The organism is Roseovarius conchicola (assembly GCF_041403425.1).
GTDB classification, from domain to species: Bacteria; Pseudomonadota; Alphaproteobacteria; order Rhodobacterales; family Rhodobacteraceae; genus Roseovarius; species Roseovarius conchicola.
In genome coordinates, this window is the sequence record NZ_JBGEHK010000005.1 from 356,697 (window position 1) to 377,679 (window position 20,983).

21 protein-coding genes and 1 pseudogene are annotated in these 20,983 nt (G+C 60.0%); 13 read left to right on the forward strand and 9 right to left on the reverse strand.

Going from position 1 to position 20,983, the window contains the following annotated elements; genetic code table 11:
- Window positions 1–84: 84 nt before the first annotated feature.
- Window positions 85–1,110 carry an adenosine deaminase gene (locus V6N02_RS16205; protein WP_371227093.1) on the forward strand — a complete coding sequence of 342 codons (1,026 nt, stop codon included), beginning with the start codon at window positions 85–87 and terminating at the stop codon, window positions 1,108–1,110.
- Window positions 1,111–1,199: 89 nt separating this feature from the next.
- On the opposite strand, the gene V6N02_RS16210 is transcribed toward V6N02_RS16205, so the two are convergent.
- The 3 genes from V6N02_RS16210 to V6N02_RS16220 all read right to left on the reverse strand — a co-directional run bounded on the left by V6N02_RS16210 (window position 1,200) and on the right by V6N02_RS16220 (window position 5,090).
- The gene (locus V6N02_RS16210) at window positions 1,200–2,093 is read right to left on the reverse strand and encodes a fructose bisphosphate aldolase (protein ID WP_371227095.1); all 894 of its coding nucleotides are present in this window, start codon (window positions 2,091–2,093) and stop codon (window positions 1,200–1,202) included.
- A gap of 124 nt (window positions 2,094–2,217) precedes the next feature.
- Entirely contained in the window at window positions 2,218–3,825 is a 1,608-nt protein-coding gene (locus V6N02_RS16215) for a hypothetical protein (RefSeq protein WP_371227097.1), read from the reverse strand.
- 77 nt (window positions 3,826–3,902) lie between these two features.
- Entirely contained in the window at window positions 3,903–5,090 is a 1,188-nt protein-coding gene (locus tag V6N02_RS16220; protein WP_371227099.1) for a phosphoglycerate kinase, read from the reverse strand.
- Window positions 5,091–5,218: 128 nt separating this feature from the next.
- Here V6N02_RS16220 and V6N02_RS16225 point away from each other — a divergent pair, with 128 nt between their 5' ends.
- Genes V6N02_RS16225 through V6N02_RS16235 form a run of 3 tightly spaced genes read left to right on the forward strand, consistent with a single transcriptional unit; the run spans window position 5,219 to window position 7,049 of the window.
- The gene (locus tag V6N02_RS16225) at window positions 5,219–5,725 is read left to right on the forward strand and encodes a peptidylprolyl isomerase (protein ID WP_371227101.1); all 507 of its coding nucleotides are present in this window, start codon (window positions 5,219–5,221) and stop codon (window positions 5,723–5,725) included.
- On the forward strand, window positions 5,718–6,266 hold the full coding sequence (locus V6N02_RS16230; RefSeq protein WP_371227103.1) for a peptidylprolyl isomerase: 549 nt from the start codon (window positions 5,718–5,720) through the stop codon (window positions 6,264–6,266). Before V6N02_RS16225 ends, V6N02_RS16230 begins: the two co-directional genes overlap by 8 nt.
- A gap of 3 nt (window positions 6,267–6,269) precedes the next feature.
- Window positions 6,270–7,049 carry a DUF4336 domain-containing protein gene (locus tag V6N02_RS16235; RefSeq protein ID WP_371227105.1) on the forward strand — a complete coding sequence of 260 codons (780 nt, stop codon included), beginning with the start codon at window positions 6,270–6,272 and terminating at the stop codon, window positions 7,047–7,049.
- A gap of 65 nt (window positions 7,050–7,114) precedes the next feature.
- Here V6N02_RS16235 and V6N02_RS16240 read toward each other — a convergent pair whose 3' ends face one another.
- The 3 genes from V6N02_RS16240 to soxR all read right to left on the reverse strand — a co-directional run bounded on the left by V6N02_RS16240 (window position 7,115) and on the right by soxR (window position 10,590).
- On the reverse strand, window positions 7,115–8,653 hold the full coding sequence (locus V6N02_RS16240; RefSeq protein WP_371227107.1) for a trimethylamine methyltransferase family protein: 1,539 nt from the start codon (window positions 8,651–8,653) through the stop codon (window positions 7,115–7,117).
- Between the two features lie 226 nt (window positions 8,654–8,879).
- Window positions 8,880–10,052, reverse strand: coding sequence for a pyridoxal phosphate-dependent aminotransferase (locus V6N02_RS16245; protein WP_371227109.1), 1,173 nt, complete (start codon window positions 10,050–10,052; stop codon window positions 8,880–8,882).
- A 49-nt stretch (window positions 10,053–10,101) separates the two neighbouring features.
- Entirely contained in the window at window positions 10,102–10,590 is a 489-nt protein-coding gene (gene soxR / locus V6N02_RS16250) for a redox-sensitive transcriptional activator SoxR (RefSeq protein WP_371227111.1), read from the reverse strand.
- A gap of 80 nt (window positions 10,591–10,670) precedes the next feature.
- Here soxR and V6N02_RS16255 point away from each other — a divergent pair, with 80 nt between their 5' ends.
- The 5 genes from V6N02_RS16255 to V6N02_RS16275 all read left to right on the forward strand — a co-directional run bounded on the left by V6N02_RS16255 (window position 10,671) and on the right by V6N02_RS16275 (window position 15,773).
- On the forward strand, window positions 10,671–11,045 hold the full coding sequence (locus tag V6N02_RS16255; RefSeq protein WP_371227113.1) for a VOC family protein: 375 nt from the start codon (window positions 10,671–10,673) through the stop codon (window positions 11,043–11,045).
- A gap of 129 nt (window positions 11,046–11,174) precedes the next feature.
- Window positions 11,175–11,624 carry a DUF411 domain-containing protein gene (locus tag V6N02_RS16260; protein ID WP_371227115.1) on the forward strand — a complete coding sequence of 150 codons (450 nt, stop codon included), beginning with the start codon at window positions 11,175–11,177 and terminating at the stop codon, window positions 11,622–11,624.
- Between the two features lie 187 nt (window positions 11,625–11,811).
- Entirely contained in the window at window positions 11,812–13,212 is a 1,401-nt protein-coding gene (cysS, locus tag V6N02_RS16265) for a cysteine--tRNA ligase (RefSeq protein ID WP_371227117.1), read from the forward strand.
- Between the two features lie 187 nt (window positions 13,213–13,399).
- The gene (cimA, locus tag V6N02_RS16270; protein WP_371227119.1) at window positions 13,400–15,010 is read left to right on the forward strand and encodes a citramalate synthase; all 1,611 of its coding nucleotides are present in this window, start codon (window positions 13,400–13,402) and stop codon (window positions 15,008–15,010) included.
- On the forward strand, window positions 15,000–15,773 hold the full coding sequence (locus V6N02_RS16275) for a squalene/phytoene synthase family protein (RefSeq protein ID WP_371227121.1): 774 nt from the start codon (window positions 15,000–15,002) through the stop codon (window positions 15,771–15,773). Before cimA ends, V6N02_RS16275 begins: the two co-directional genes overlap by 11 nt.
- A gap of 39 nt (window positions 15,774–15,812) precedes the next feature.
- On the opposite strand, the gene V6N02_RS16280 is transcribed toward V6N02_RS16275, so the two are convergent.
- Together V6N02_RS16280 and V6N02_RS16285 are read right to left on the reverse strand one after the other, a co-directional pair.
- Window positions 15,813–16,400 carry a YceI family protein gene (locus V6N02_RS16280; protein WP_371227123.1) on the reverse strand — a complete coding sequence of 196 codons (588 nt, stop codon included), beginning with the start codon at window positions 16,398–16,400 and terminating at the stop codon, window positions 15,813–15,815.
- 66 nt (window positions 16,401–16,466) lie between these two features.
- Entirely contained in the window at window positions 16,467–17,684 is a 1,218-nt protein-coding gene (locus V6N02_RS16285) for an MFS transporter (RefSeq protein ID WP_371227125.1), read from the reverse strand.
- A gap of 151 nt (window positions 17,685–17,835) precedes the next feature.
- On the opposite strand from V6N02_RS16285, the gene V6N02_RS16290 reads away from it, so the two are divergent.
- The 3 genes from V6N02_RS16290 to V6N02_RS16300 are packed head-to-tail and all read left to right on the forward strand — an operon-like array spanning window position 17,836 to window position 19,852.
- Window positions 17,836–18,564: a cobalt-precorrin-6A reductase gene (locus V6N02_RS16290; protein ID WP_371227127.1), complete on the forward strand. Its 729-nt coding sequence runs from the start codon at window positions 17,836–17,838 to the stop codon at window positions 18,562–18,564.
- A complete protein-coding gene (locus V6N02_RS16295; RefSeq protein WP_371227129.1) occupies window positions 18,561–19,190 on the forward strand; it encodes a DNA-3-methyladenine glycosylase family protein in 630 nt (209 codons plus the stop codon). Before V6N02_RS16290 ends, V6N02_RS16295 begins: the two co-directional genes overlap by 4 nt.
- Window positions 19,187–19,852, forward strand: a complete 666-nt coding sequence (locus V6N02_RS16300) for an alpha/beta hydrolase (protein ID WP_371227131.1) — start codon at window positions 19,187–19,189, stop codon at window positions 19,850–19,852. Before V6N02_RS16295 ends, V6N02_RS16300 begins: the two co-directional genes overlap by 4 nt.
- 366 nt (window positions 19,853–20,218) lie before the next feature.
- Here the strand turns inward: V6N02_RS16300 and V6N02_RS16305 are convergent, their stop codons facing one another.
- Window positions 20,219–20,728: an ABC transporter permease gene (locus V6N02_RS16305; protein ID WP_371227133.1), complete on the reverse strand. Its 510-nt coding sequence runs from the start codon at window positions 20,726–20,728 to the stop codon at window positions 20,219–20,221.
- Between V6N02_RS16305 and V6N02_RS16310 the strand changes: the two are divergent.
- Window positions 20,646–20,983, forward strand: a pseudogene (locus V6N02_RS16310) (transposase); the annotation flags it as partial. The gene V6N02_RS16305 and the pseudogene V6N02_RS16310 sit on opposite strands and share 83 nt — an antisense overlap.

Sequence of the window (20,983 nt, forward strand, 5' to 3'; positions counted from 1 at the left end):
ACGTGATTTCGGAACGCCTTGGCTTTCCACAACGGCAAGTGGGTGACATAGTTTTCTGAAAGACAAATCTGTAGGAGACATCCCATGGCGGACCTGTCGCTGTCCCTTATCGACACGCTTCCCAAGGCCGAGCTTCATCTTCATATCGAAGGCACTCTGGAACCGCAGATGATGCTGGATATGGCCAGCAAAAATAACGTTGAACTGCCCTATACCACTGTTGAAGAAGTCACCAAAGCCTACGAGTTTGATTGCCTTCAGGACTTTCTGGACCTGTATTATCTGGGCATGTCGGTGTTGCAGACCGAAAAGGATTTCTATGATCTGACATGGGCGTATTTGGAACGCGTGCATGCCGACCGCCTGACTCATGTGGAAATGTTCTTTGACCCGCAGGCTCATACTGATCGTGGCATTGCTTTTGAAACAGTTCTGGGCGGTATTACGTCGGCTTTGGAAGACGCCGAAAAACAACTTGGCATCACGTCCAAGCTGATCATGTGTTTCCTGCGCCATCTGCCCGAGGAAGAGGCCTTTGAGGCGCTGGAATGTGCATGCAAGCACAAGGAACACATTTTTGGCGTCGGGCTGGACAGCTCTGAAAAAGGCAATCCGCCCGGCAAATTTGCCCGCGTTTTCGAAGAAGCCCGCAAAGAGGGGTTCACGCCTGTTGCCCATGTTGGCGAGGAAGGCACAGCCGAAAACGTGCGCGAGGCGCTGGATGTTCTGAAAATCGATCGCGTGGATCATGGCAATCATGCCTTGGACGATCCGGCGCTGACCAGGCGTCTGGCAAATCAGCAGACGCCATTGACGATGTGCCCGATTTCGAACTGGCGGTTGAAGGGCATTCCGTCCCTTTCGGCAAGCCCGGTGAAGAAGGCGTTGGATGCCGGTCTGTTGGTGACGGTGAACTCGGATGATCCATCGTATTTTGGCGGATATCTGAACGACAATTATCGCGCGGTCCTGGAACATCTCGATCTGAGTGAGAATGACGTCGTCAAGCTGGCGAAAAACTCTTTCGCCGCATCCTTTATGACTGACACGCAAAAGCAGAATCAACTCGACAGGATTGACAGGCAGATCGAAAGCCTTCGAGCGTCGTAGTCGCTCTGGTGGCGGTCACTGGCGCATGCGCCGGGACCGCTCACTTTGTTCTTACGAAGCCAACGCCTTCTGCTTTCCGCGCCGACGTGTCAGCCCGCCACGGATGCGGCGTGAATGCTGTCGATGCTCGCCGCGATCGTGGAGTTGAATTCATCATCCGATTGCTGGGCTGACAACCCTTCGCTCAGGGCGCGTGAGAAGCTGGCGATCATGCCGGTGTTTTGCGACAGGCGGGTGTTGGCCTCGTCCCGTGAATACCCTCCGGACAGGGCAACAACACGCATCACGCGCGGATGATCGACCAATGATTTATACTTGTTAGCCGTCTCCGGCAGGGTCAGTTTCAACATCACCTGCTGATCGCCCGGCAGCGCATCAAGATGCTTGGTCAGCTCGCCAAGCAGGATGTCTTCTGCCTCGACCTTGTCGGCAATCGAGATGGTCACTTCCGGCTCGATAATCGGGATCAGACCGTGACCCAGGATTTGCGCGCCGACCTCGAATTGCTGGGCTACGTTGGCCGCGATGCCACGGGGCGCAGCGGCGTCGATGACCGAGCGCATCTTGGTGCCGAAAATGCCGGCACCAACCGCGCGGGTCAGTAGGGCGTCCAGATCCGGCATGGGTTTCATCAGGCGCACGCCGTTTGCCTCATCGGCCAGGCCCTTATCGACTTTCAGAAACGGCACCACACCACGCTCTTCCCACAAGAATTGCGCCGATGGCTTGCCCGCGATCTCGCGATCCATGGTCATTTCAAACAGGATCGCGCCGATCACCTTGTCGCCGGTAAAGGCCGGGGCCTGGGCGATGCGGGCCCGCATGGCGTGGATCATGTCGAACATCTCGGCATCTGAGCTATAGGCGTCGGCCTCGACCCCATAAAGCTGCAGGGCCTTGGGAGTAGAGCCGCCGGATTGATCCAAGGCTGCGACGAACCCGCCGCTGTTGCGCATCTGCTGTGCCTGTTGCTCTTTCGACATATCTGCCCCCGTTTATCCTCTGTTGGGGGGCTTCTAGGCGAGCCTTAAGCAGGTTGCAATTCTGGTGGCGCTAACGGGCTGGACGAACCCCGTTTCAGCACGAGGTTTCGCCCAGTGCCCGCGCTTATTCGCCGCGGTCGAACCGGCTGGCCATATCCATGGCGATCCAATCAGACAGCGCTTGTTCCTGCGTGCCCAGACGCAGATCGCCCCAAAGTGCATCCACCTCTGCACCGCGGTTGGCAAAGCGCGCCTCGATATCCTCGCGCAGCGGACGCGCGCCGATATCACCAGCGGCTTCAGCAATCAGTGCATAGTAATACGCCAGCTGATATGACCGTGGCGCACCAAGGCCGGTGAAATGCGACAAGGCCAATGCACGCACCGCACGGACGTCATTGTCTTCGGGCAGTGCCTCGGTGGGGTCGGCAACGCTGGTTGCACCCAAATGAGCGAGCTGGGCCGCGATCACCTCGCCGGTGGTCAGGCGCGCCTCAAGTGCATCCAGCAGCGACACGGCACCGGGCAGGCGGGCCGAACTGGCGGCCAGTGCATTGCCATAAGCGGCTGAGGCATCAACGGTCATTTGCGCACGGGCGGTCAGCAGCGCGGCCTCGGCTGCCTCGGGGGCATCGGAATTCAGCAGGGGCTGCAGCAGGCCCGGCACCAACGCCTCGGCCTTCGGTACACCTGTGCCCGAAATTAGGGCATTGGCCAGTTCGATCAGTTCGGGGCCGCTCAGATCATCGTTAATCCGTGCCAGCAGGCCGGGATCGAACAGGTCTGATTGCGCGCGGGGCGCGGTTCGCGCATCGGGGGCCAGCGCCTGCAACAACTGTTCAGGCATTTCGTAAATCTCAGGCTCCAGAACGATGCCGCCCGGCGGCAACTGTGCTTCGATGGTGATCTCACCGGGATCGCGGATGAAATCGGCCACATGTGCCATCAGATCGTCGATAAACAGACGTTCAGTTGCGGTCAGTGCGCGGGTGCCGCCATTGCCAAGCGCGTCGATGATCGCCTCGGTGCCAAGCGCCTGAACCACCTCGGGCTGACGCAGGTTTTCAGGGATTTGCGACGACAGACGGTCCCAGCCGCCAGTGTCCTGCAGGCCCAGAACCGCGTGTTTCATGCGAATTGCCGGGTCGCCAGGATTCCCAAACTCGTCGAGACGTGGCAGGATCGCACCGGCCACCGCCAGATCAAGCGTCAGCATATCATTGATCGCGGCCGAGCCATTCGTGCGGATTTCACCGGTGCCGTGAATGTAATCAATTTCATAGTTCAGCCGGTCAATTTCGATCTCACTATACCCGGCCGACCGCATCATCAACCCGGCGTCACGCGGCAGGCAGGCGATGTTGCCCTTGGCACCGACAATGGTGATCGAGGCGTTGCTGGCCGACAGTTCGGGGCGGAACTTGCCAAGGTCAAACGCAGCCTGTTGCAGGGTGATTTCGCATTGGCGGGCGCGATCATAGGGCAGTTGCGGGCGCAGGGTCACGCCGGACAGGGATACCGTGCCGCGCATCACATCGGTACTCAGATGCTCGTACTCAACCTCCATCACCACGCGCAGCGAGGATAAGATGATGCTGGCTACCGATTCGGCGATACGATCAGGGGTAATGATATCTAGGATGCCGGGCTTGGGATCGCCCTCGGCCAGGGCGGGGGCGGACAGGGTCAGTCCAAGGCAGGTGGCATAAAGGGCAGATTTCAAAGGGCGCATGAGGATATCCTTCTGCTTAAAGCTATCCCTCAAGCTAGGCACACGCGGTTGTGATCCACAGTATGGAAAACCTTACCTCAGTCCGCGGACAGGGCCGCGACACCGGGCAGAGGTTTGCCTTCCATCCATTCCAGAAACGCGCCCCCGGCGGTGGAAATATAAGTGAAATCATCCGCCGCATGCGCTTGGTTCAAAGCCGCTACGGTATCACCGCCCCCCGCCACGGAAATCAGGCTACCCTCTCGGCTCAAACGCGCGGCATGGGCAGCGGCGGCCTTGGTGGCGGCATCAAAGGGCTCAATCTCGAACGCGCCAAGAGGGCCGTTCCAGATCAGGGTGTTCGCGTTGTCTAGAGCCGCAGTGATACGCGCTACGCTGGCGGGTCCGGCGTCCAAAATCATCGCGTCTTCCGGGCAGGCATGTGCCGGCACGATTTCATGGGCGGCCCCGGCCTTGAATTCCTGCGCAATCACCACGTCGGCAGGCAGAATGATCTCGCAGCCCGATGCGCCCGCCTTGACCATGATCTCGCGCGCGGTGTCGGTCATATCGTGTTCGCACAGCGATTTACCCACGTTCAGCCCTTGTGCGGCCAGAAAGGTATTGGCCATCCCCCCGCCGATCACCAGATGATCGACCTGTCCCACCAGATTGCCCAGCAGGTCCAGCTTGGTCGACACTTTCGCCCCGCCAACCACAGCCACAACCGGGCGTTTGGGGGTGCCAAGTGCGGCCTCAAGCGCCTGCAACTCGGCCTGCATAAGGCGACCAGCGCAAGAGGGCAGGTGACGCGCGATGCCTTCTGTGCTGGCATGCGCGCGGTGCGCCGCCGAAAAGGCATCATTGCAATAGATGTCACCAAGACCGGCCAGTCGGGCTGCGAATTCGGGGTCATTGGCCTCTTCACCCGGATAGAACCGGATATTTTCCAGCAGGATCACATCAGCGGCAAGGGCTTCGGCCGTCAGGGTCTCGGCTCCTTCCAGCGTCTCGATCAGGGTGACCTTGCGCCCCAATGCCTCTTCTAGAGCCGGCAGTACCACGCGCAGCGACATGTCCAGCACGACCTTGCCTTTGGGGCGGCCAAAATGCGCGATCAGCATCGGTTTGCCGCCCTTGGCGAGGATATCGGTAATGGTGGGGACGATCCGTTCGATCCGCGTCGCATCGCTGACCAGCCCATCCTCAACGGGAACATTGATATCCACGCGGATTAGCACGCGTTTGCCTGCCAGTTCCATATCGTCGAGGGTTTTCCAGCTCATGCCCTTGGCCTCCTGCGCCGTCTTTGGCGCCCTTCTGGCGTGATCATGCTGGGGCGTCAACCTCTGCCCCTTGGCAATCCGGAACCAACGGCATAGGTATTTGCCAACTGATGATAAAGGAGTGCGGCATGGCCGAGATCAAAGACCCCGAAAACACCATTCTGCTGGAGCTGAAAAACGGCACCGTCACGATTGAGCTGATGCCCGATGTGGCCCCCGGCCATTGCGATCGGATGAAAGAACTGGCCCGCTCAGGTGCCTATGACAATGTCTGCTTTCACCGGGTGATTGATGGCTTCATGGCTCAGACCGGCGACGTCGCCAATGGCAACATGGAAAAGAATTTCAACCTCGGGCGCGCGGGCACCGGCGGGTCGGACCTGCCCAACCTCAAGGCCGAGTTCTCCAAACTGCCCCATGATCGCGGCACCATTGGTGCAGCGCGCAGCCAGATGCCGGACTCGGCCAACAGCCAGTTCTTCATCAATTTCAAGGACAACCATTTCCTGAATGGTCAATACACCGTCTATGGCCGCGTGATCGAAGGTATGGAGCATGTCGATGCCATCACCCGGGGCGAGCCGCCTGCCGACCCCGATCGTATGGTCAGCATGAAGGTGGCCGCAGATGTTTAAATACGCTCTGGCACTCAGCCTGTTGGCTAGCCCCGCCTTGGCGACGGGCCTGACCATCGAAGTGGCCGGCGAGGCCAATGGCACCATCACCATCGACCTGCTGGAAGATGTGGCACCGGGTCACGTGGCCCAGATCACGGCGCTGGCCGACGAGGGCGCGTATGACGGAGTCGTCTTTCACCGCGTGATCGAAGGCTTCATGGCCCAGACCGGCGATGTGGAATTCGGCAAGCTTGAGGGCGGTGACATGCGCCGCGCGGGCATGGGCGGCAGCTCTAAGCCTGACCTCAAGGCCGAGTTTTCGGATGTGCCCTATGATCGCGGCGTTGTCGGCATGGCCCGTTCGCAGGATCCAAACAGTGGCAACAGCCAGTTCTTCATCATGTTCGCTGAAGGCTACTTCCTCAATGGCCAATACACCGTTGTGGGCCGGGTGACCGATGGCATGGACGTTGTCGATGCAATCAAACGCGGGCAGGGCCAAAGCGGCGCTGTGACCGGCAAGCCCGATGTGATGACCTCGGTCACTGTGACCGAGTAAGCCATGACCGGCTACGAGCCTCTCAACACCCTCAAGCCGGTGGCTGAGGGGCTCTGGCTGATTGATGGGCCCGCGATCAAGGTCGCGGGCTTTCCGTTTTCCACCCGCGCCACTGTGGTGCGGCTGGAAAGCGGTGATCTTTGGGTGCATTCGCCGACCCAACTGACCGAAATCCTCCATGCTGAACTGGACGCGCTTGGGCCGGTCCGGCACCTTATTGCGCCAAACCAGTTCCATTACACCCATCTGAATGATTGGCAGGCGACCTTTCCCGAGGCGCAATTCTGGGCAGCCCCCGGTGTGGTGGAGCGCGCAGCCAAGCACGGGCTGACCTTGCCTCAGGATCAGCCGTTGCAAGCGGATCAGGCAGAGAGACCTTGGGCGGAGCAGATCGACCAATTGCTCGTCCGGGGCAGTAAATGGCACAATGAAGTGGTGTTTTTTCATCGTCCCAGCAGCACGCTGATCCTGACGGATATTCTGCAAGCCTTTGAAACCGCTAAGCTTCCGGCGCATTGCCGCCCTTGGGTGTGGCTGAACGGGATTGAGGATGTGGATGGGCGCATGCCGCCGATCATTCGCCGCTCTTACAGGGATAAAAACGCTTTGGGTGAGGATATCGAACAGATGATCGACTGGGGTCCTCGCCGCGTCATCATCGCCCATGGGAAATGGTATGAGCGCAATGGCGTGGCTGAATTAGAGCGTGCCTTTCGCAAGCTTCTGCGCGACCGGCAGTGGACGCGCGCCTTTGACGAAATGGAAAAGCAGCAGGGCCGCTAGCATCAGGCCTCGGGGTGGATGGCAAGATGGCAGGAAATACCTGCCATCTTTCCGATGATCTCAGCTCACGCAGGCAGATAGATGTTGAACGCCTTGCGGATTTCCGCATCCACCATCGGATCAAACCGGGCGGCCGAGCGTTCGGACAGGATTTCTTCCTTGCGCGCGGTGGCCTTGTCCAGCAGGGCGGGTTTGCCCAACTCGGCCCATTCCTTGGGCGAGGTCCGGTCGCCCAGGGTCGGGTAAACGTAATCCGACTGCATCCGCGCCAGTGTCTGACCGGTGCCGAGGTAATGGCCGGTGCCGCCCAGACAGACCTCTTTGATCTGGTCCAGCGCGAGGGTTTCATCATCCACCTCGATGCCGCGCACACAGCGCAGGGCATGGCCGATGATGTCATCGCCGAGGATCAGCGACTCGTGACAAAAGCCCAGCAACGACGCATGCATGCCGGCCGCCTCGTAAACCATGTTCACGCCCGAGAGGCCCGCCATCACATTGGTGCACATCTGCTCCCACCCGGCCTGCATGTCGGGCATCTTGGAATCCGAGGCGCCTGCAGCGGCCCCGCCGGGGATATCGTAGAACTGGTGCATCTGCCCACAGCCGGCCGTCAGCAACGCTTGCTCTGCCGAGCCAATGGACATCGCCCCGGTGCGCAGATCCAGCCCAAAGGGCCAGGTGCCGAAGATCGCCGGATGCCCCGGAGCAATGGCGTTAACATAGACCAGCCCGGCCAGGCATTCGGCCGTGGCTTGCACGATGGCCCCCGCGACGGTGGAAGGGGCTGTTGCCCCGGCCATACCTGCCGAGAGCAGCAGCACGGGCATCCCGCCCTTGATGCAGGCCTCCATCACTTCGCAAGACTCCGTGGCGAATTTCATCGGCGGAACGACGAAACAGTTGGAATTGCTCATGAAGGGGCGCTCGCGCCACTTGTCTTCTCCCCCGGCAATCATATGCAGCATTTCCAGGGCAGGGGCCACGTGGTGGGGTTCGGTGAACGAGGTGCCGATATGTTTGGTGGTGCCCGCTGCGGTGCCATAGACCGTGTTCAGGTCCATCTCCATATTATCCACGATATCGCGGCACACCATCGGGCGTTGCAGGAAGTGGATATTGTCGAGCTTGTCGACGATCCGGGCTGCATCATGCAGGTCCTGCAATGTGCTTTCGCGATACTCATTGCCATGCACATCAACCATATGCACAGCGGCCCCGGCGGTGCCGTAATGTACCTTGGCACCCGACAGTTCCAGATCGTATTGCGGGTCGCGGCCATGCAGGGTGATCGAGCGGTTCGCCTTGGTCAGCATGTCCTCGACCAGTGCGCGGGGGAAGCGGATGCGCCCGTCATCGCCAAGGATCGCGCCTGCACTGGTCAAGTACTCGATCCCGCTTGGTGGAGCATCGGCCAGGCCGATCTGTTCCAGCGCGTCCAGCGCGGTTTGGTGGATGCGTTCGACCTGGGCCTGGGTCAGGGGTTTGTACATGCCGCCTTCAAGGCCAGGGCGGATGGGGCGCAGCGCCTCTTCCAGAGGGGCGGCACGGCTGGCACGGCGGGCATTACGACCGCCAGAGCGGCGGGGGGTGTGATCATTCATGTTTGTGGTCCTGTACGTGGGATAAGTTGGCAAAGATGTGGGCTTACACCAATGCCGGACGTCCCCGGGCCGCACGGCCCCGCTGCGCACCGATGGTGCGAATGATCACAGCGATTTTGCAACACGGCGTCATGCCGGTCTCTCCCTCTTGGTCTTGGGAGGGGACGCGATTCACTCTGCGCTGTCTAGTCTGTTTGCGACCCGAGGGCCGAAAGCGACATCTCGATCAGGCTGCCACTTGGGCGGCGTAGTCCAAAATATGCCGGACCGCTTCGCCCAAACGTTCGTCGTTGACTGTCAGGGCCACGCGCACATGGCCCGCTGCGGCCTGACCAAAGCTTTCGCCAGGCATCACCGCCACATGGTGGGTTTCCAGCAGCCCGGTTGCGAACTCTTCTCCTGTCAGACCCGTCGCGCGCATATCAAGCATGATGTACATGGCCCCATCCGCGGGGATCGCACGTACAACGTTCTGTGCCTCGACCAATTCCAGCAGCAAATCACGACGACGGCGGAACGGTTCGGCGATCTGCTCTTCAAAGACTTCGCCCTGATCCAGCGCAAAACTGGCCGCCTCCTGCACGAACCCTGCGACACCATAGGTAGTGTTGGTGGCCAGATGTCCCATGTGCTCCAGCGCCTCGGCAGGGCCGACGACCCACCCTATGCGGCTGCCCGTCATGGCGTGGCTTTTTGACATAGAGCCGATGACCAATGTGCGCTCTGCCATATCGGGCAGGGCGCGGGGACTCAGATGGGTGCCGGTCCACACTTGCGTGTCATACACCTCGTCCGAGATGAGCCACATTTCATGATCGCAGCAGACCCGTGCAATGCCGTCCATCGTTTCGCGGGTATAAAGCACGCCCGTCGGGTTGTTGGGTGAGTTGATCAGCAGCGATGATGCTCCATCTGCCTGCGTCTCAAGGTTGGCGGCATCGGGTTGAAACGCCCGCTCGGGACGCGCCCGGACAGGGACAGGCACGGCACCGACGCTGCGGATCGTGCCGGGATAGGTGGCATAATAGGGGTCGATGAACATCGCCCTGTCGCCGGGATCGCAACACGCCATATGGGTCGCGAAAAGCCCGGCCTGACCACCAGGAACCACCAGCACATTCTCGGGCGTTGTGGCCACGCCGGTCCGTTCTCTCACGCGTTTGGCGATGCGCTCGCGCAGGCCGGGATTGCCGCTGCCAAAGGCATAGCCGGTATGGCCGTCAAGGCCGGCCTTGTACATTGCTTCAAGGATGATCGCGTCGGTTTTGATGTCATGCTCGCCGATTGTCAGATGGGTGACGTCAATGCCATCACGCTCCATCTGCCGGGCCATCATATAGATGCCCCAACCGTCCGAGCCGCCTGCATTGATCCCGGTGATCCTGTTTGAAAGCTTCATGCCCTACCTCCGCCTGATCCGGCGACGTGGCCAAAGTGGTGCCGGATTGTCAATCGGATTCGCCTTGTAGGCCGTTGTCCGGCGTATCCCCCATCAAATACCTTGGCCCCGTGCCGCGCCGCGCCGCGCGGTCCTCGGGGTTGTAAAGAGTACAGGTTTTCAGGGACAGGCAGCCGCATCCGACGCAACTGTCCAATCGTTCACGCAGGCTTTGCATCCGGACGATGCGTCTGTCCAACTCGGCCCCGAACCGGTTCGAGATTTTCGCCCAGTCCGCCTTGGTCGGCGTGCGATTGTCCGGCAGGCTGTTCAATGCGGTGCGAATCTCGGCAATGCCAAAGCCCAGATCCTGCGAGATCATCACGAAGGACAGGCGGCGCAGGTCTGAACGCTCATAGCGGCGATGCCCTGAGTCGTTGCGATCTGGATGCACCAGCCCTTCATCCTCGTAATAGCGGATCGCCGAAGTGGCCAGCCCCGTGCGTCGCGCCACGGTGCCAATGGTCAGACTACGTTTGGCAAGGGCCTTTGATGCCATCCGAAATTTTCCTCTTGTCTTAAAGTATACTTGAAGAATTACCTTGGATGCCGAAGTGATTCAATGACAAAGGAAAGCCCGTGAAACTGGAACATGTAAACATCACCGTCCCCGATCCATCCGCCAGTGCTGCGATCCTGTGTGATCTTTTCGGCTGGCATATCCGCTGGCAAGGTGAGGCCAAGGACAACGGCTTTACCGTACATGTGGGCGATGATGACAGCTATCTGGCGCTCTATCGCCCCAATGTCACTCTCAGCCCGATGGGCAATACCTACCAGCAAACCGCGGGGCTGAACCATGTTGGCGTCGTGGTCGATGACATCGAGGCCACCGAGGCGCGGGTAAAAGCTGCCGGGTTCACACCGCACAGCCACGGGGACTATGAGCCGGGCCGCCGGTTTTACTTCGATGGCCCCGACGGGATCGAATTTGAGGCGGTGGAGTATGAGTGATGCCCCTGATCCTGCTTTTTTATCTGTCACAGGTGGACGAGGCCAAGGACCGCTCTGTCTTGAGGAAGGTCCGGTTCTCCGCCATACTTGGATTCGGTAACGAAAAGCCAAAACATAGATGAGGCCCGCATGAACCGTAGACTCTTTATCGCCATGTCGATGACCCTGCCGCTTCTGGCGCGTACCGCACTTGCAGACACACCGCGCCTGATGGTTGCCAAGTCTCCGACATGCGGGTGTTGCGGCGCCTGGGTTGACGCGATGCGAACCGCAGGCTTCGACGTTGAAACACGCGACGTCACGCAATCGGCGCTTTGGGAGTTGAAAGAGCGTGTCGGCATCACCGATGAGCTGAGTTCATGCCATACCGGCATGATCGATGGCTACGTGATCGAAGGCCATGTGCCCGCCGAGGATATCAGCCGCCTATTGACTGAGCGTCCCGACGCGCTGGGACTTACCGTACCCGGGATGCCGGTCGGCTCTCCCGGCATGGAAATGGGGGATACGCGCGAGCCGTTCGAGACGCTGCTGGTGCATACTGGTGGTCGGTCCGAGGTGTTTGCGCGCCACAACTGATGCCCGTAGCGCCCATGGGCTTGACCGGATAAGGGGCCGGGGCGTATGGTCGCGCCATGACCAACGCAACCATCATCATTTGCTGCATTACCCGCTGAGAATTCTCAGGCGGGCCGGTCTTCTATTCCATCCACGACGTTAAGTTGCTAAGCCCGCCGCGGGACACCTGCGCGCCAACGAGGGCTTTATGACTAAGATCAAGCTGCACAACACCCTGACACGCAAGAAAGAGGAGTTTGCGCCCCTCGATGAGAAAAACGTGCGGATGTATGTCTGTGGCCCCACCGTCTATGACCGCGCGCATCTGGGCAATGCACGGCCCGTGGTGGTGTTTGATGTGCTGAACCGGCTGCTTAGGCATGTCTATGGCGACGATCACGTCACTTATGTGCGCAATTTCACCGACGTAGATGACAAGATCAATGCTCGCGCCGCCGAGAGTGGCCGTGCCATTGGCGACATCACCGCCGAGACCACGCAATGGTTCCTCGATGACATGGCCGCTTTGGGCGCTCTGGAGCCCGATGCCATGCCACGCGCCACACAGTTCATCCCGCAGATGGTGGCGATGATCGAAAAACTGATCGCCGATGGCCATGCTTATCCGGCCGAGGGCCATGTGCTGTTCCGCGTGCGATCCTACAAGGAATATGGCCGTCTGTCTGGCCGCTCGGTCGATGACATGATCGCCGGTGCCCGGGTCGAGGTGGCGCCCTACAAAGAAGACCCGATGGATTTCGTGCTGTGGAAGCCCTCCAGCGATGACCTGCCCGGATGGGACAGCCCGTGGGGCAGGGGCCGCCCCGGTTGGCACATCGAATGCTCGGCCATGGCCTATGAGTTGTTGGGCGAGAGCTTTGACATCCACGGCGGCGGCAACGACCTGATGTTCCCCCACCACGAAAACGAGATCGCCCAAAGCTGCTGTGCCCACCCCGAGGGCGGCTTTGCCCAGGTCTGGATGCATAACGAGATGCTGCAGGTTGAGGGCAAGAAGATGTCCAAGTCACTGGGCAATTTTTTCACCGTCCGTGATCTCTTGGACCAAGGCATCCCCGGCGAGGTGATCCGTTTTGTGTTCCTGAGTACCCATTACCGCAAGCCGATGGACTGGACGGCTGAGAAGGCGAGAGAGGCCAAAGATACACTTTGGAAATGGCGGCAGTTCACAGATGGTGCAGAACGTCAAAGGCGCCCGCATCTAGAAGTCGTTGATGCTTTGGCTGACGACCTCAACACTTCTCTGGCGATCTCGCTCCTACACCGAAAGTTCAAAGAAGCTAAAAACAGAGAAGACGTAAATCGCTTCCTGGCGACCTTAGAACTCTTAGGTATTGGCTCAGATTGGCGAGATGGAGTCCGGGTTTCTGTTGAGAAAGCATTCCATATTGGTGGGTTGCTCGATGAGATAAAAAGCCGTTTGTGGGCAATGCGCATTGATGCGCTTGACACAAAAGATTTCTCCGCCGTTGACCACCTCAAAAAGGCGTTAGGTGACGCGGGAGTAGAAGTGCGTATGTCTAAGACAGAGGTGGAGCTGATTAGGGGGCCCGACTTCGACCCTGCCAAGCTGGAGGCCCTCAAATGATCCTCCAAGCACAAGGGATGCGCCCGAGCCTGGGTGGGCGCTTGCATCGTCAGTACAGCATGAAACAGTGCAGCTATCGCACCAGTGCTTCGGTGCATGACGGCACGAAATGCGCCCTCCCGGGGGGAGGGTCGGGCGCGGCCCGTCGCTGCGCTCCTGGCAACCCGGTAACAGCTGGGGTGCGATCATGACACGCGCCCGCCTCTCCCTCTACGACACCACCCTTCGCGACGGACAGCAAACCCAAGGGGTGCAGTTCTCAACTGCCGAGAAACAGGCGATTGCCGAAACGCTGGATGCGCTGGGCCTCGACTATATCGAAGGCGGCTGGCCCGGGGCGAACCCGACCGACAGTGCGTTTTTCGATGCGGCCCCCCAAACCCGCGCGACGATGACCGCCTTTGGCATGACCAAGCGGTCGGGTCGTAGCGCCGAAAACGACGATGTGCTGGCCGCTGTGATGAACGCGGGCACCCCCGCCGTCTGTCTGGTCGGCAAGACCCATGATTTTCATGTCGAAAAGGCCCTTGGCATCTCGCTGGCCGAAAACACCGCCAACATCGCCGCCTCGATCAGCCATATCGTTGGGCAGGGGCGCGAGGCGCTGTTTGATGCCGAACATTTCTTTGATGGTTTCCATTCCAACCCCGATTACGCGCTTGGCTGTCTGCATGCCGCGCTTGAGGCCGGCGCGCGCTGGATCGTGCTGTGCGACACCAATGGCGGCACGTTGCCACACGATATCCATGACGTGACCAAGGCGGTGATCGCGGCGGGTATTCCGGGCGACCGGCTGGGCATCCATACCCATAACGACACGGAAAACGCCGTCGCCGGGGCATTGGCCGCCGTCGATGCAGGCGCGCGGCAAATTCAGGGCACGCTCAACGGGTTGGGCGAACGCTGTGGCAATGCCAATCTGACCGCGTTGATCCCGACCTTGCTGCTGAAAGAACCCTATGCCAGCCAGTATGAGACCGGCGTCACACCCGAGGCGTTAAAGACGCTGACCCAAGCCAGCCGCCAGTTGGATGAAATCCTGAACCGGGTACCGCTGAAACAGTCGGCCTATGTGGGGGCCTCGGCCTTTGCCCACAAGGCCGGGCTGCATGCCAGCGCGATCCTGAAAGACCCCACCACCTACGAGCATATCGACCCTGAGGCGGTCGGTAACACGCGCCTGATTCCGATGTCCAACCAGGCCGGGCAATCCAACCTGCGCCAACGTCTGGCCGAAGCCGGGCTGGATGTGGCCCCAGACAACCCCGCGCTGGCCCGCATTCTGGACGAGATCAAGACCCGAGAGGACCACGGCTATACCTATGACAGCGCGCAGGCGAGTTTCGAGCTGTTGGCGCGCGCCGAACTGGGCGAGCTGCCCGATTTTTTCGAGGTCAAGCGCTACAAGGTCACGGTCGAGCGGCGCAAGAACAAGTATAACAAGATGATATCGCTGTCCGAGGCGGTCGTCGTGGTCAAGGTGGACGGCGAAAAGAAACTATCGGTCAGCGAGTCGATGGACGAGGCGGGCAGTGATCGCGGCCCGGTTAACGCGCTGTCCAAGGCACTGGCCAAGGATCTGGGCCGCTATCAAAACGCCATTGAGGATATGCGACTGGTCGACTTCAAGGTGCGCATCACCCAGGGCGGGACCGAGGCGGTAACCCGTGTCATCATCGATTCAGAAGACGGGCAGGGACGGCGCTGGTCCACTGTCGGGGTCAGCCCGAACATAGTTGATGCGTCCTTTGAGGCGCTGCTGGATGCCATAAACTGGAAGCTTCTGCGTGAATCCTGACGATCTGAACGCCTGTGCCGATCTGGTGCGCCGGGGCGATCCGGAGCGGTTCATGGCTGCGATGGCCGCGCCAGTTGCAGCGCGCCAAATCCTATTCCCGCTTTATGCGTTCAACGTCGAAGTGGCCCGTGCGCCATGGGTAACACAAGAGGCGCTGATCGCCGAAATGCGCCTGCAGTGGTGGCGCGATGCGCTGGAAGAAATCCGCGCGGGCGGCTTTGTGCGGCGTCACGAGGTGGTCACGCCCCTGGCCGGAATCTTGGATGCCGAAGGGGCAAGCCTGCTCGATGACCTGATCATCGCACGGTATTGGGATATCAACCGCGATCCGTTCGAGGATGTGGCGGCGTTTGACACCTATATCACAAACACCTCCGGCCACTTAATGTTGGCCGCTGCCCGCGCCTTGGGGCAGGCCGACAAAGGCGTAGTGCTCGACGCGGGCTATGCTCATGGCCTCGGCAATCTGCTGCGCGCGATCCCTGCGCTTGAGGAGGCGGGCAGGGTGCCATTGGTCGATGGCCGCCCTGATACTGTGCGCAGCTTGGCCGATACAGGGCTGGCGCGTCTCCACTCGGCCCGCAAAGCCCGCAGAAAGATTTCCAAAGAGGCGCGTCCTGCCTTGCTGCCAGCGTGGAAAACCGGCGCAATCCTGCGCCGGGCCGTTGCCTCTCCGATGCGGGTGTCAGAGGGACGGCTGGATATCTCGCCTATTGCCAGCCGTCTTCGGCTGATCGCCCGGGCTGGCAGCGGACGGTGGTAATCCTGCCAGAGCGCATCGATGTCGTTGCCGTTGGTGGGGCTACCACCCGCCGGCGCGAAGCTCGGACGAGATCCGAAGCGTGACCTCGTCTCCGGCAAGCTGGGGCAATGTACCCAATCCCAGCGCGGAGCGGCTGAGAAGGCCGGTGACGCGCACACCAATCCAATCCCCCTTGAAATAGGCGAAACCACTACCGAGCGGATGCTCGCCCATAAAGGTCAGTTCGGCCTCAAGCGTGATCGGCATAGTCTGACCTTTCACGGTCAGATCGCCAGTCATGCGCAGCCGGTCTTCACCGATATCTTCGGCACTTGTCGACACAAAGGTGATCTCGGGAAAGCGATCCACATCAAAGAAGGCGCTGCTTTTCATATAATCGTCCAGCGGGCTGACCCCGGTGTGAAGGCTGCCGCTTTCGATGGTGATTTCAGCCGAAGTGGCGGCCAAATCCGCGGGGTCGAAATCGACCGTGCCGTCGACGCGAGTCCATTCGCCGGATTGTTCAGAAACACCCGCATGGCTGTAGAGAAACCGGACCTCGGTATGGGTGGGATCAAGATGATATGTTTCGGCAAGGGTTGGGCCGGCCAGAAATGCCGCCAGAATTGCGTATCGGGCGAGGGACATGATACCTCCTGTCGTGGTTTTTCCTGAGTCTAGAAATGAATGGCGCTTTGGGCAACAGCTGTGTGGTCAGGCTGTTTTCGGGCGCAGCACCAGCCAGATCAACGCACCACCGGCCAGCACCAGGAACGGTGCCATCGCCAGGTTGACCGACATCCAGCCCGCTTCGGCGGACCCGCCCGAGCAGTTCATCAACCCACCCGAGGCGAGCGAGGCGACGGTGACCCCGCCGAACACCAAAAGATCGTTGAGGCCTTGCATCCGGCCCCGTTCATGCGGTTCATGGGCACCGGCCAGCATGGTGGTGGCACCGATAAAACCGAAATTCCAGCCAATCCCCAAAAGGATCAGCGCGATAAAGAAATTCTCAAGGCCAACACCCTGAAGCGCCACGGCACCCGCACCCGCAAGGATCAACAGCCCCAGCCCCATGATCTTCTCAACCCCGAAACGGGCGATCAGGTGGCCCGTGAAAAACGAAGGCGCGAACATCGCCAGCACATGTCCGGTGACGATGTCGGCTGCGTTACCCTCGGTGAAACCGCAGCCCACTACGGCCAGTGGAGTCGACGTCATTACAAGGTTCATCAACGCGTAAGAGACCATCGCGCAGATGACCGCCACGGCAATACGCGGAGTGGTGATCAACTCCCACCGTGTACGACCACGTGGACTGTCTTCGGCAGGTTTGGGTGGTTTGGGGATATCAAGGAACAGAAACAGCAATGCACCGACGATATTCAGCACGATGATTGCGATGTAGGTGCCAAGGAATGGGATCACCATCGCCTGACTGGTTACTTTCACCAGTTGCGGGCCGATGATGGCGCTGGCCAGACCACCGGCCAGAACATAGGAAATCGCCTTTGGGCGGAAGGCCTCGCTGGCGGTGTCGGCAGCGGCGAAGCGGTAAAATCCTTGCGCTGACATGTAGACACCGGAAATCAGGCTGCCCAGAAGGAACAGCGGGAATGAGGCGACGTAAAGCCCCCAGGCCCCGACAACGGCGCCCACCGCACCGGCTCCAGCCCCGATAAAGAACCCGGCCTTGCGGCCATATTTCTGCATCGCCATCGAAAGCGGATTGGCCGCCAGCATGGACCCCACGACGATCAGCGAAATCGGCAAAGTAGCAAAACAGACATTACTGGCCAGCGATTGCCCGGCCCAGCCGCCGACGACAAACATCATTGCCATTTGCGATCCCAGAATCGCTTGGGCAAGCACCAGAACGGTCACGTTCCGCTTGGCGCGGGTGTCATCGATATGGAGGGCTGCGTCGGTCATGGGACGAGTGCTAGACCTGTTCGTACTCCCCCGCAAGAGGGCGTGAACAGCCGTGTGATTTGGCGATTGGCAAGTCCGGCTAGGCTGCGTAACCTGCGCCGGATATGCTTGATGATGCTTGTTTTTCCGATCATGCTGCCGGACTACGCCGATGACCCTGCTTTTACTGGCCGGTACCTTGGAGGCGCGCGAGATTGCGAAGGCGCTGGCGGTGAAAGGCGTCGCGGTCGTGGCATCGCTTTCCGGCGGGGCACGCGAGGTCGGCCCGCTTGCCGTGCCCACCCGTCTGGGGGGCTTCGGTGGAGAAACAGGGTTTCGCGACTATCTGCGAGAAGAAAATATCACCGCCGTTCTGGATGCCACCCATCCCTTTGCCGAGCGGATCACCCTGCGCACCGAACGCATCTGCGTTGATCTGGGCTTGCCTTATTGTCAGGTGTTGCGCCCGCCATGGGTGCCGGAACCGGGCGACAGTTGGGTTACGCTGGCACGCGAAGAAGACGCGGTGCATCACATTCCCGAAGGATCGACGGTTTTCATGACGACAGGGCGCGACACGTTGGAGCGGTTTGGTAATCTGACGGGTCGTCACCTGATCGTGCGGCGTCTTGACCCGGCGGCGCGGCCCTTTCCATTGCCCAATGGTGAGTTTCTTGTTGGCACGCCGCCCTTCTCGGTCGAAGAAGAAAAAGAATTGTTTCAACGCCTTGGGGTGGATTGGCTGGTGGTCAAGAATGCGGGCGGCGAGGCACCACGCTCTAAACTGATTGCCGCGCGGGAACTGGGATTGCCAGTCGCGGTTCTGGCGCGCCCGCCCAGCAGCGATGGCAGCCGGGTCGAAACCGTGGCCGAGGCGTTGGAGTGGGTGGCCAAACTGTGAGCGGGCGAATTATCGAAACTCTGGACGATGTCGAAGAGGGGGCCGAGGCTTTGGCCCTGATCTGTCCACGGCTGGCCCACGCACGCACCCTGACAGGGCCGCTGCCCCTGCGCCGCAAACCTGATGGGTTCGGCGAATTGCTGAGCGCGATTGTCAGCCAGCAGGTCAGTGTCGCTTCGGCCTCCGCCATCTGGGGGCGGATACAAAAGGCAGGTCTGGATCAGCCCGGGGTGGTTCTGCAAGCGACGGAGGATGACTTGCGCGCGGTTGGGTTGAGCCGTCAGAAGATCAGGTATTCCAAAGCACTGGCCGAGGCCGCGATTGATTACGACAGCCTGCAGGTTGCAACCAACGAAGATGTCATTGCCACGCTGACCGCCGTGCCCGGTATTGGCCAATGGACTGCCGAGATTTATGCGATGTTCTCACTTGGCCGCGCGGATGTATTCGCGCCCGGCGATCTGGCCCTGCAAGAGGCGGCACGCGTGCTCTACGAATTGCCCGAACGTCCCAAGGAACGTGCATTGCGTGACATGGCCCGGGCCTGGAGCCCATGGAGATCGGTTGCGGCACGTATCCTTTGGGCCTACTACCGGGTGGTGAAAGACAGGGAAGGGATCAGATGACACGGGTTTTGCAAGCGGGCCGCAAAGAGCCGCATTCTGGGACGACGCGCTCGATTGTGGTGTTTCTGCACGGGTACGGCGCCAATGGTGCCGACCTTCTGGGCCTTGCCGATGTGCTGGGCGAGCATCTGCCGGATACGCTGTTTGTCGCGCCTGATGCCCCCGAGACGATCCCGATGATGCCCACCGGGTTGCAATGGTTTCCTATCCCTTGGATTGATGGCAGTTCCGAGGAAGAGGCTGAACGCGGGCTGATGGCCGCAAGCGAAGACCTAAATGCCTTTCTTGATGCGTTGATGGTGGACGAGGACGTGCTGCCCGAACAGGTGGTTCTGTTTGGCTTTTCCCAAGGCACCATGATGGCGCTGCACGTGGCTCCGCGCCGCGAAGACGAGGTGGCCGGAGTGGTGGGCTTCTCGGGGCGCTTACTCTCGCCAGAACTGCTCAAGGATGAGGTGGTCAGTCGCCCGCCAGTTATCCTGATCCATGGGGATGCGGATGACGTTGTGCCACCCCAATCGCTGCCTCAGGCGGCCGAGGCATTGCAGGACGCGGGCTGGCAGGATGTCTATGCCCATATCATGAAGGGCACCGGCCACGGGATCGCGCCGGATGGCTTGCAGGTGGCGCTGGCCTTTATGCGGGATAAGCTGGGGCTTTAACTAACTGCTGGCTGGTCAAGGTCGATTGTTTTCTTGAGGTTGCTTTGAGCCCAATCTTGTCGTGTGTTGCATGATTGGTGGATGGTGGTAATGCGCAGAATGCAGACTTTGCAAAGTTTCAGGGACGGCCCAAAGCAGACGTTGAGCGCCCGGTCTGGATGCTGCGGTCGCAGTCCATATTGCTGCCATTAGCTGCACAAGCAAAACAAGCCTGTGCTTGAACTTACGCTTTGGCACACAAACACAAGGTGGCAAGAGCTCTGGACACGGGGTCACATCAACAGAAAACTTCCAGCTAACCTCCACTTGCCTATCGCGGTTATTGCCTGCCAACCTTCCAATGCCAAAACAACTTTGGCCTCGGTCCTAGCCGTCGTGCACAACGGATTGCCTGAAGCGCACAAGGCTTATCGTCAGAAGTGTGGCACCCAACAAGGCCATCCACATGAACTCCGGCCAAACAGTTTCTAGCCCGGCACCTTTAAAAACAATAGCTTGGCTGGCTGCCATATAGTGGCGCGACGGCAGAATCAGAGTGCCGATCTGTAGCCAGTCGGGCTGCCCTTCGACGGGTGTTTCCCCACCTGACAACATCAACATGGGCAAGATGATCAACATCACCAGAAGGGCGAATTGTGCCATGGACCGCGCGATCGTCGCCAGAAAGACACCCAACGCTGTCGCGGTGAAGAGGAAGAGAGCAGTGCCCAGAAGAAAAAAGGGTTTTTGATCCTGCGATCGTGATCCCCAACCCGGAACACGTAAGAGCCACGGCGAGAAGGTCGTCAAGGACATCCGCCGCGCGACGCGCAAGCAGTATTCGGCGGAAGAGAAGATCCGGATCGTGCTGGACGGTCTGAAGGGCGAGGACAGCATTGCCGAACTGTGCCGCCGTGAGGGGATTGCCCAGAGTTTGTACTACAGTTGGTCGAAGGAGTTTCTTGAAGCTGGCAAGAAGCGCCTGGCGGGTGATACGGCGCGTGCAGCGACGTCGAGCGAGGTTAAAGGCCTGCGCCGTGAAGCCCGAGATCTGAAGGAGGTCGTGGCAGAACAGGCACTGGAACTGCGGCTGCTCAAAAAAAGCATGATCGCGGATGGGGACGACGACGAATGAGGTATCCCGCATCCGAG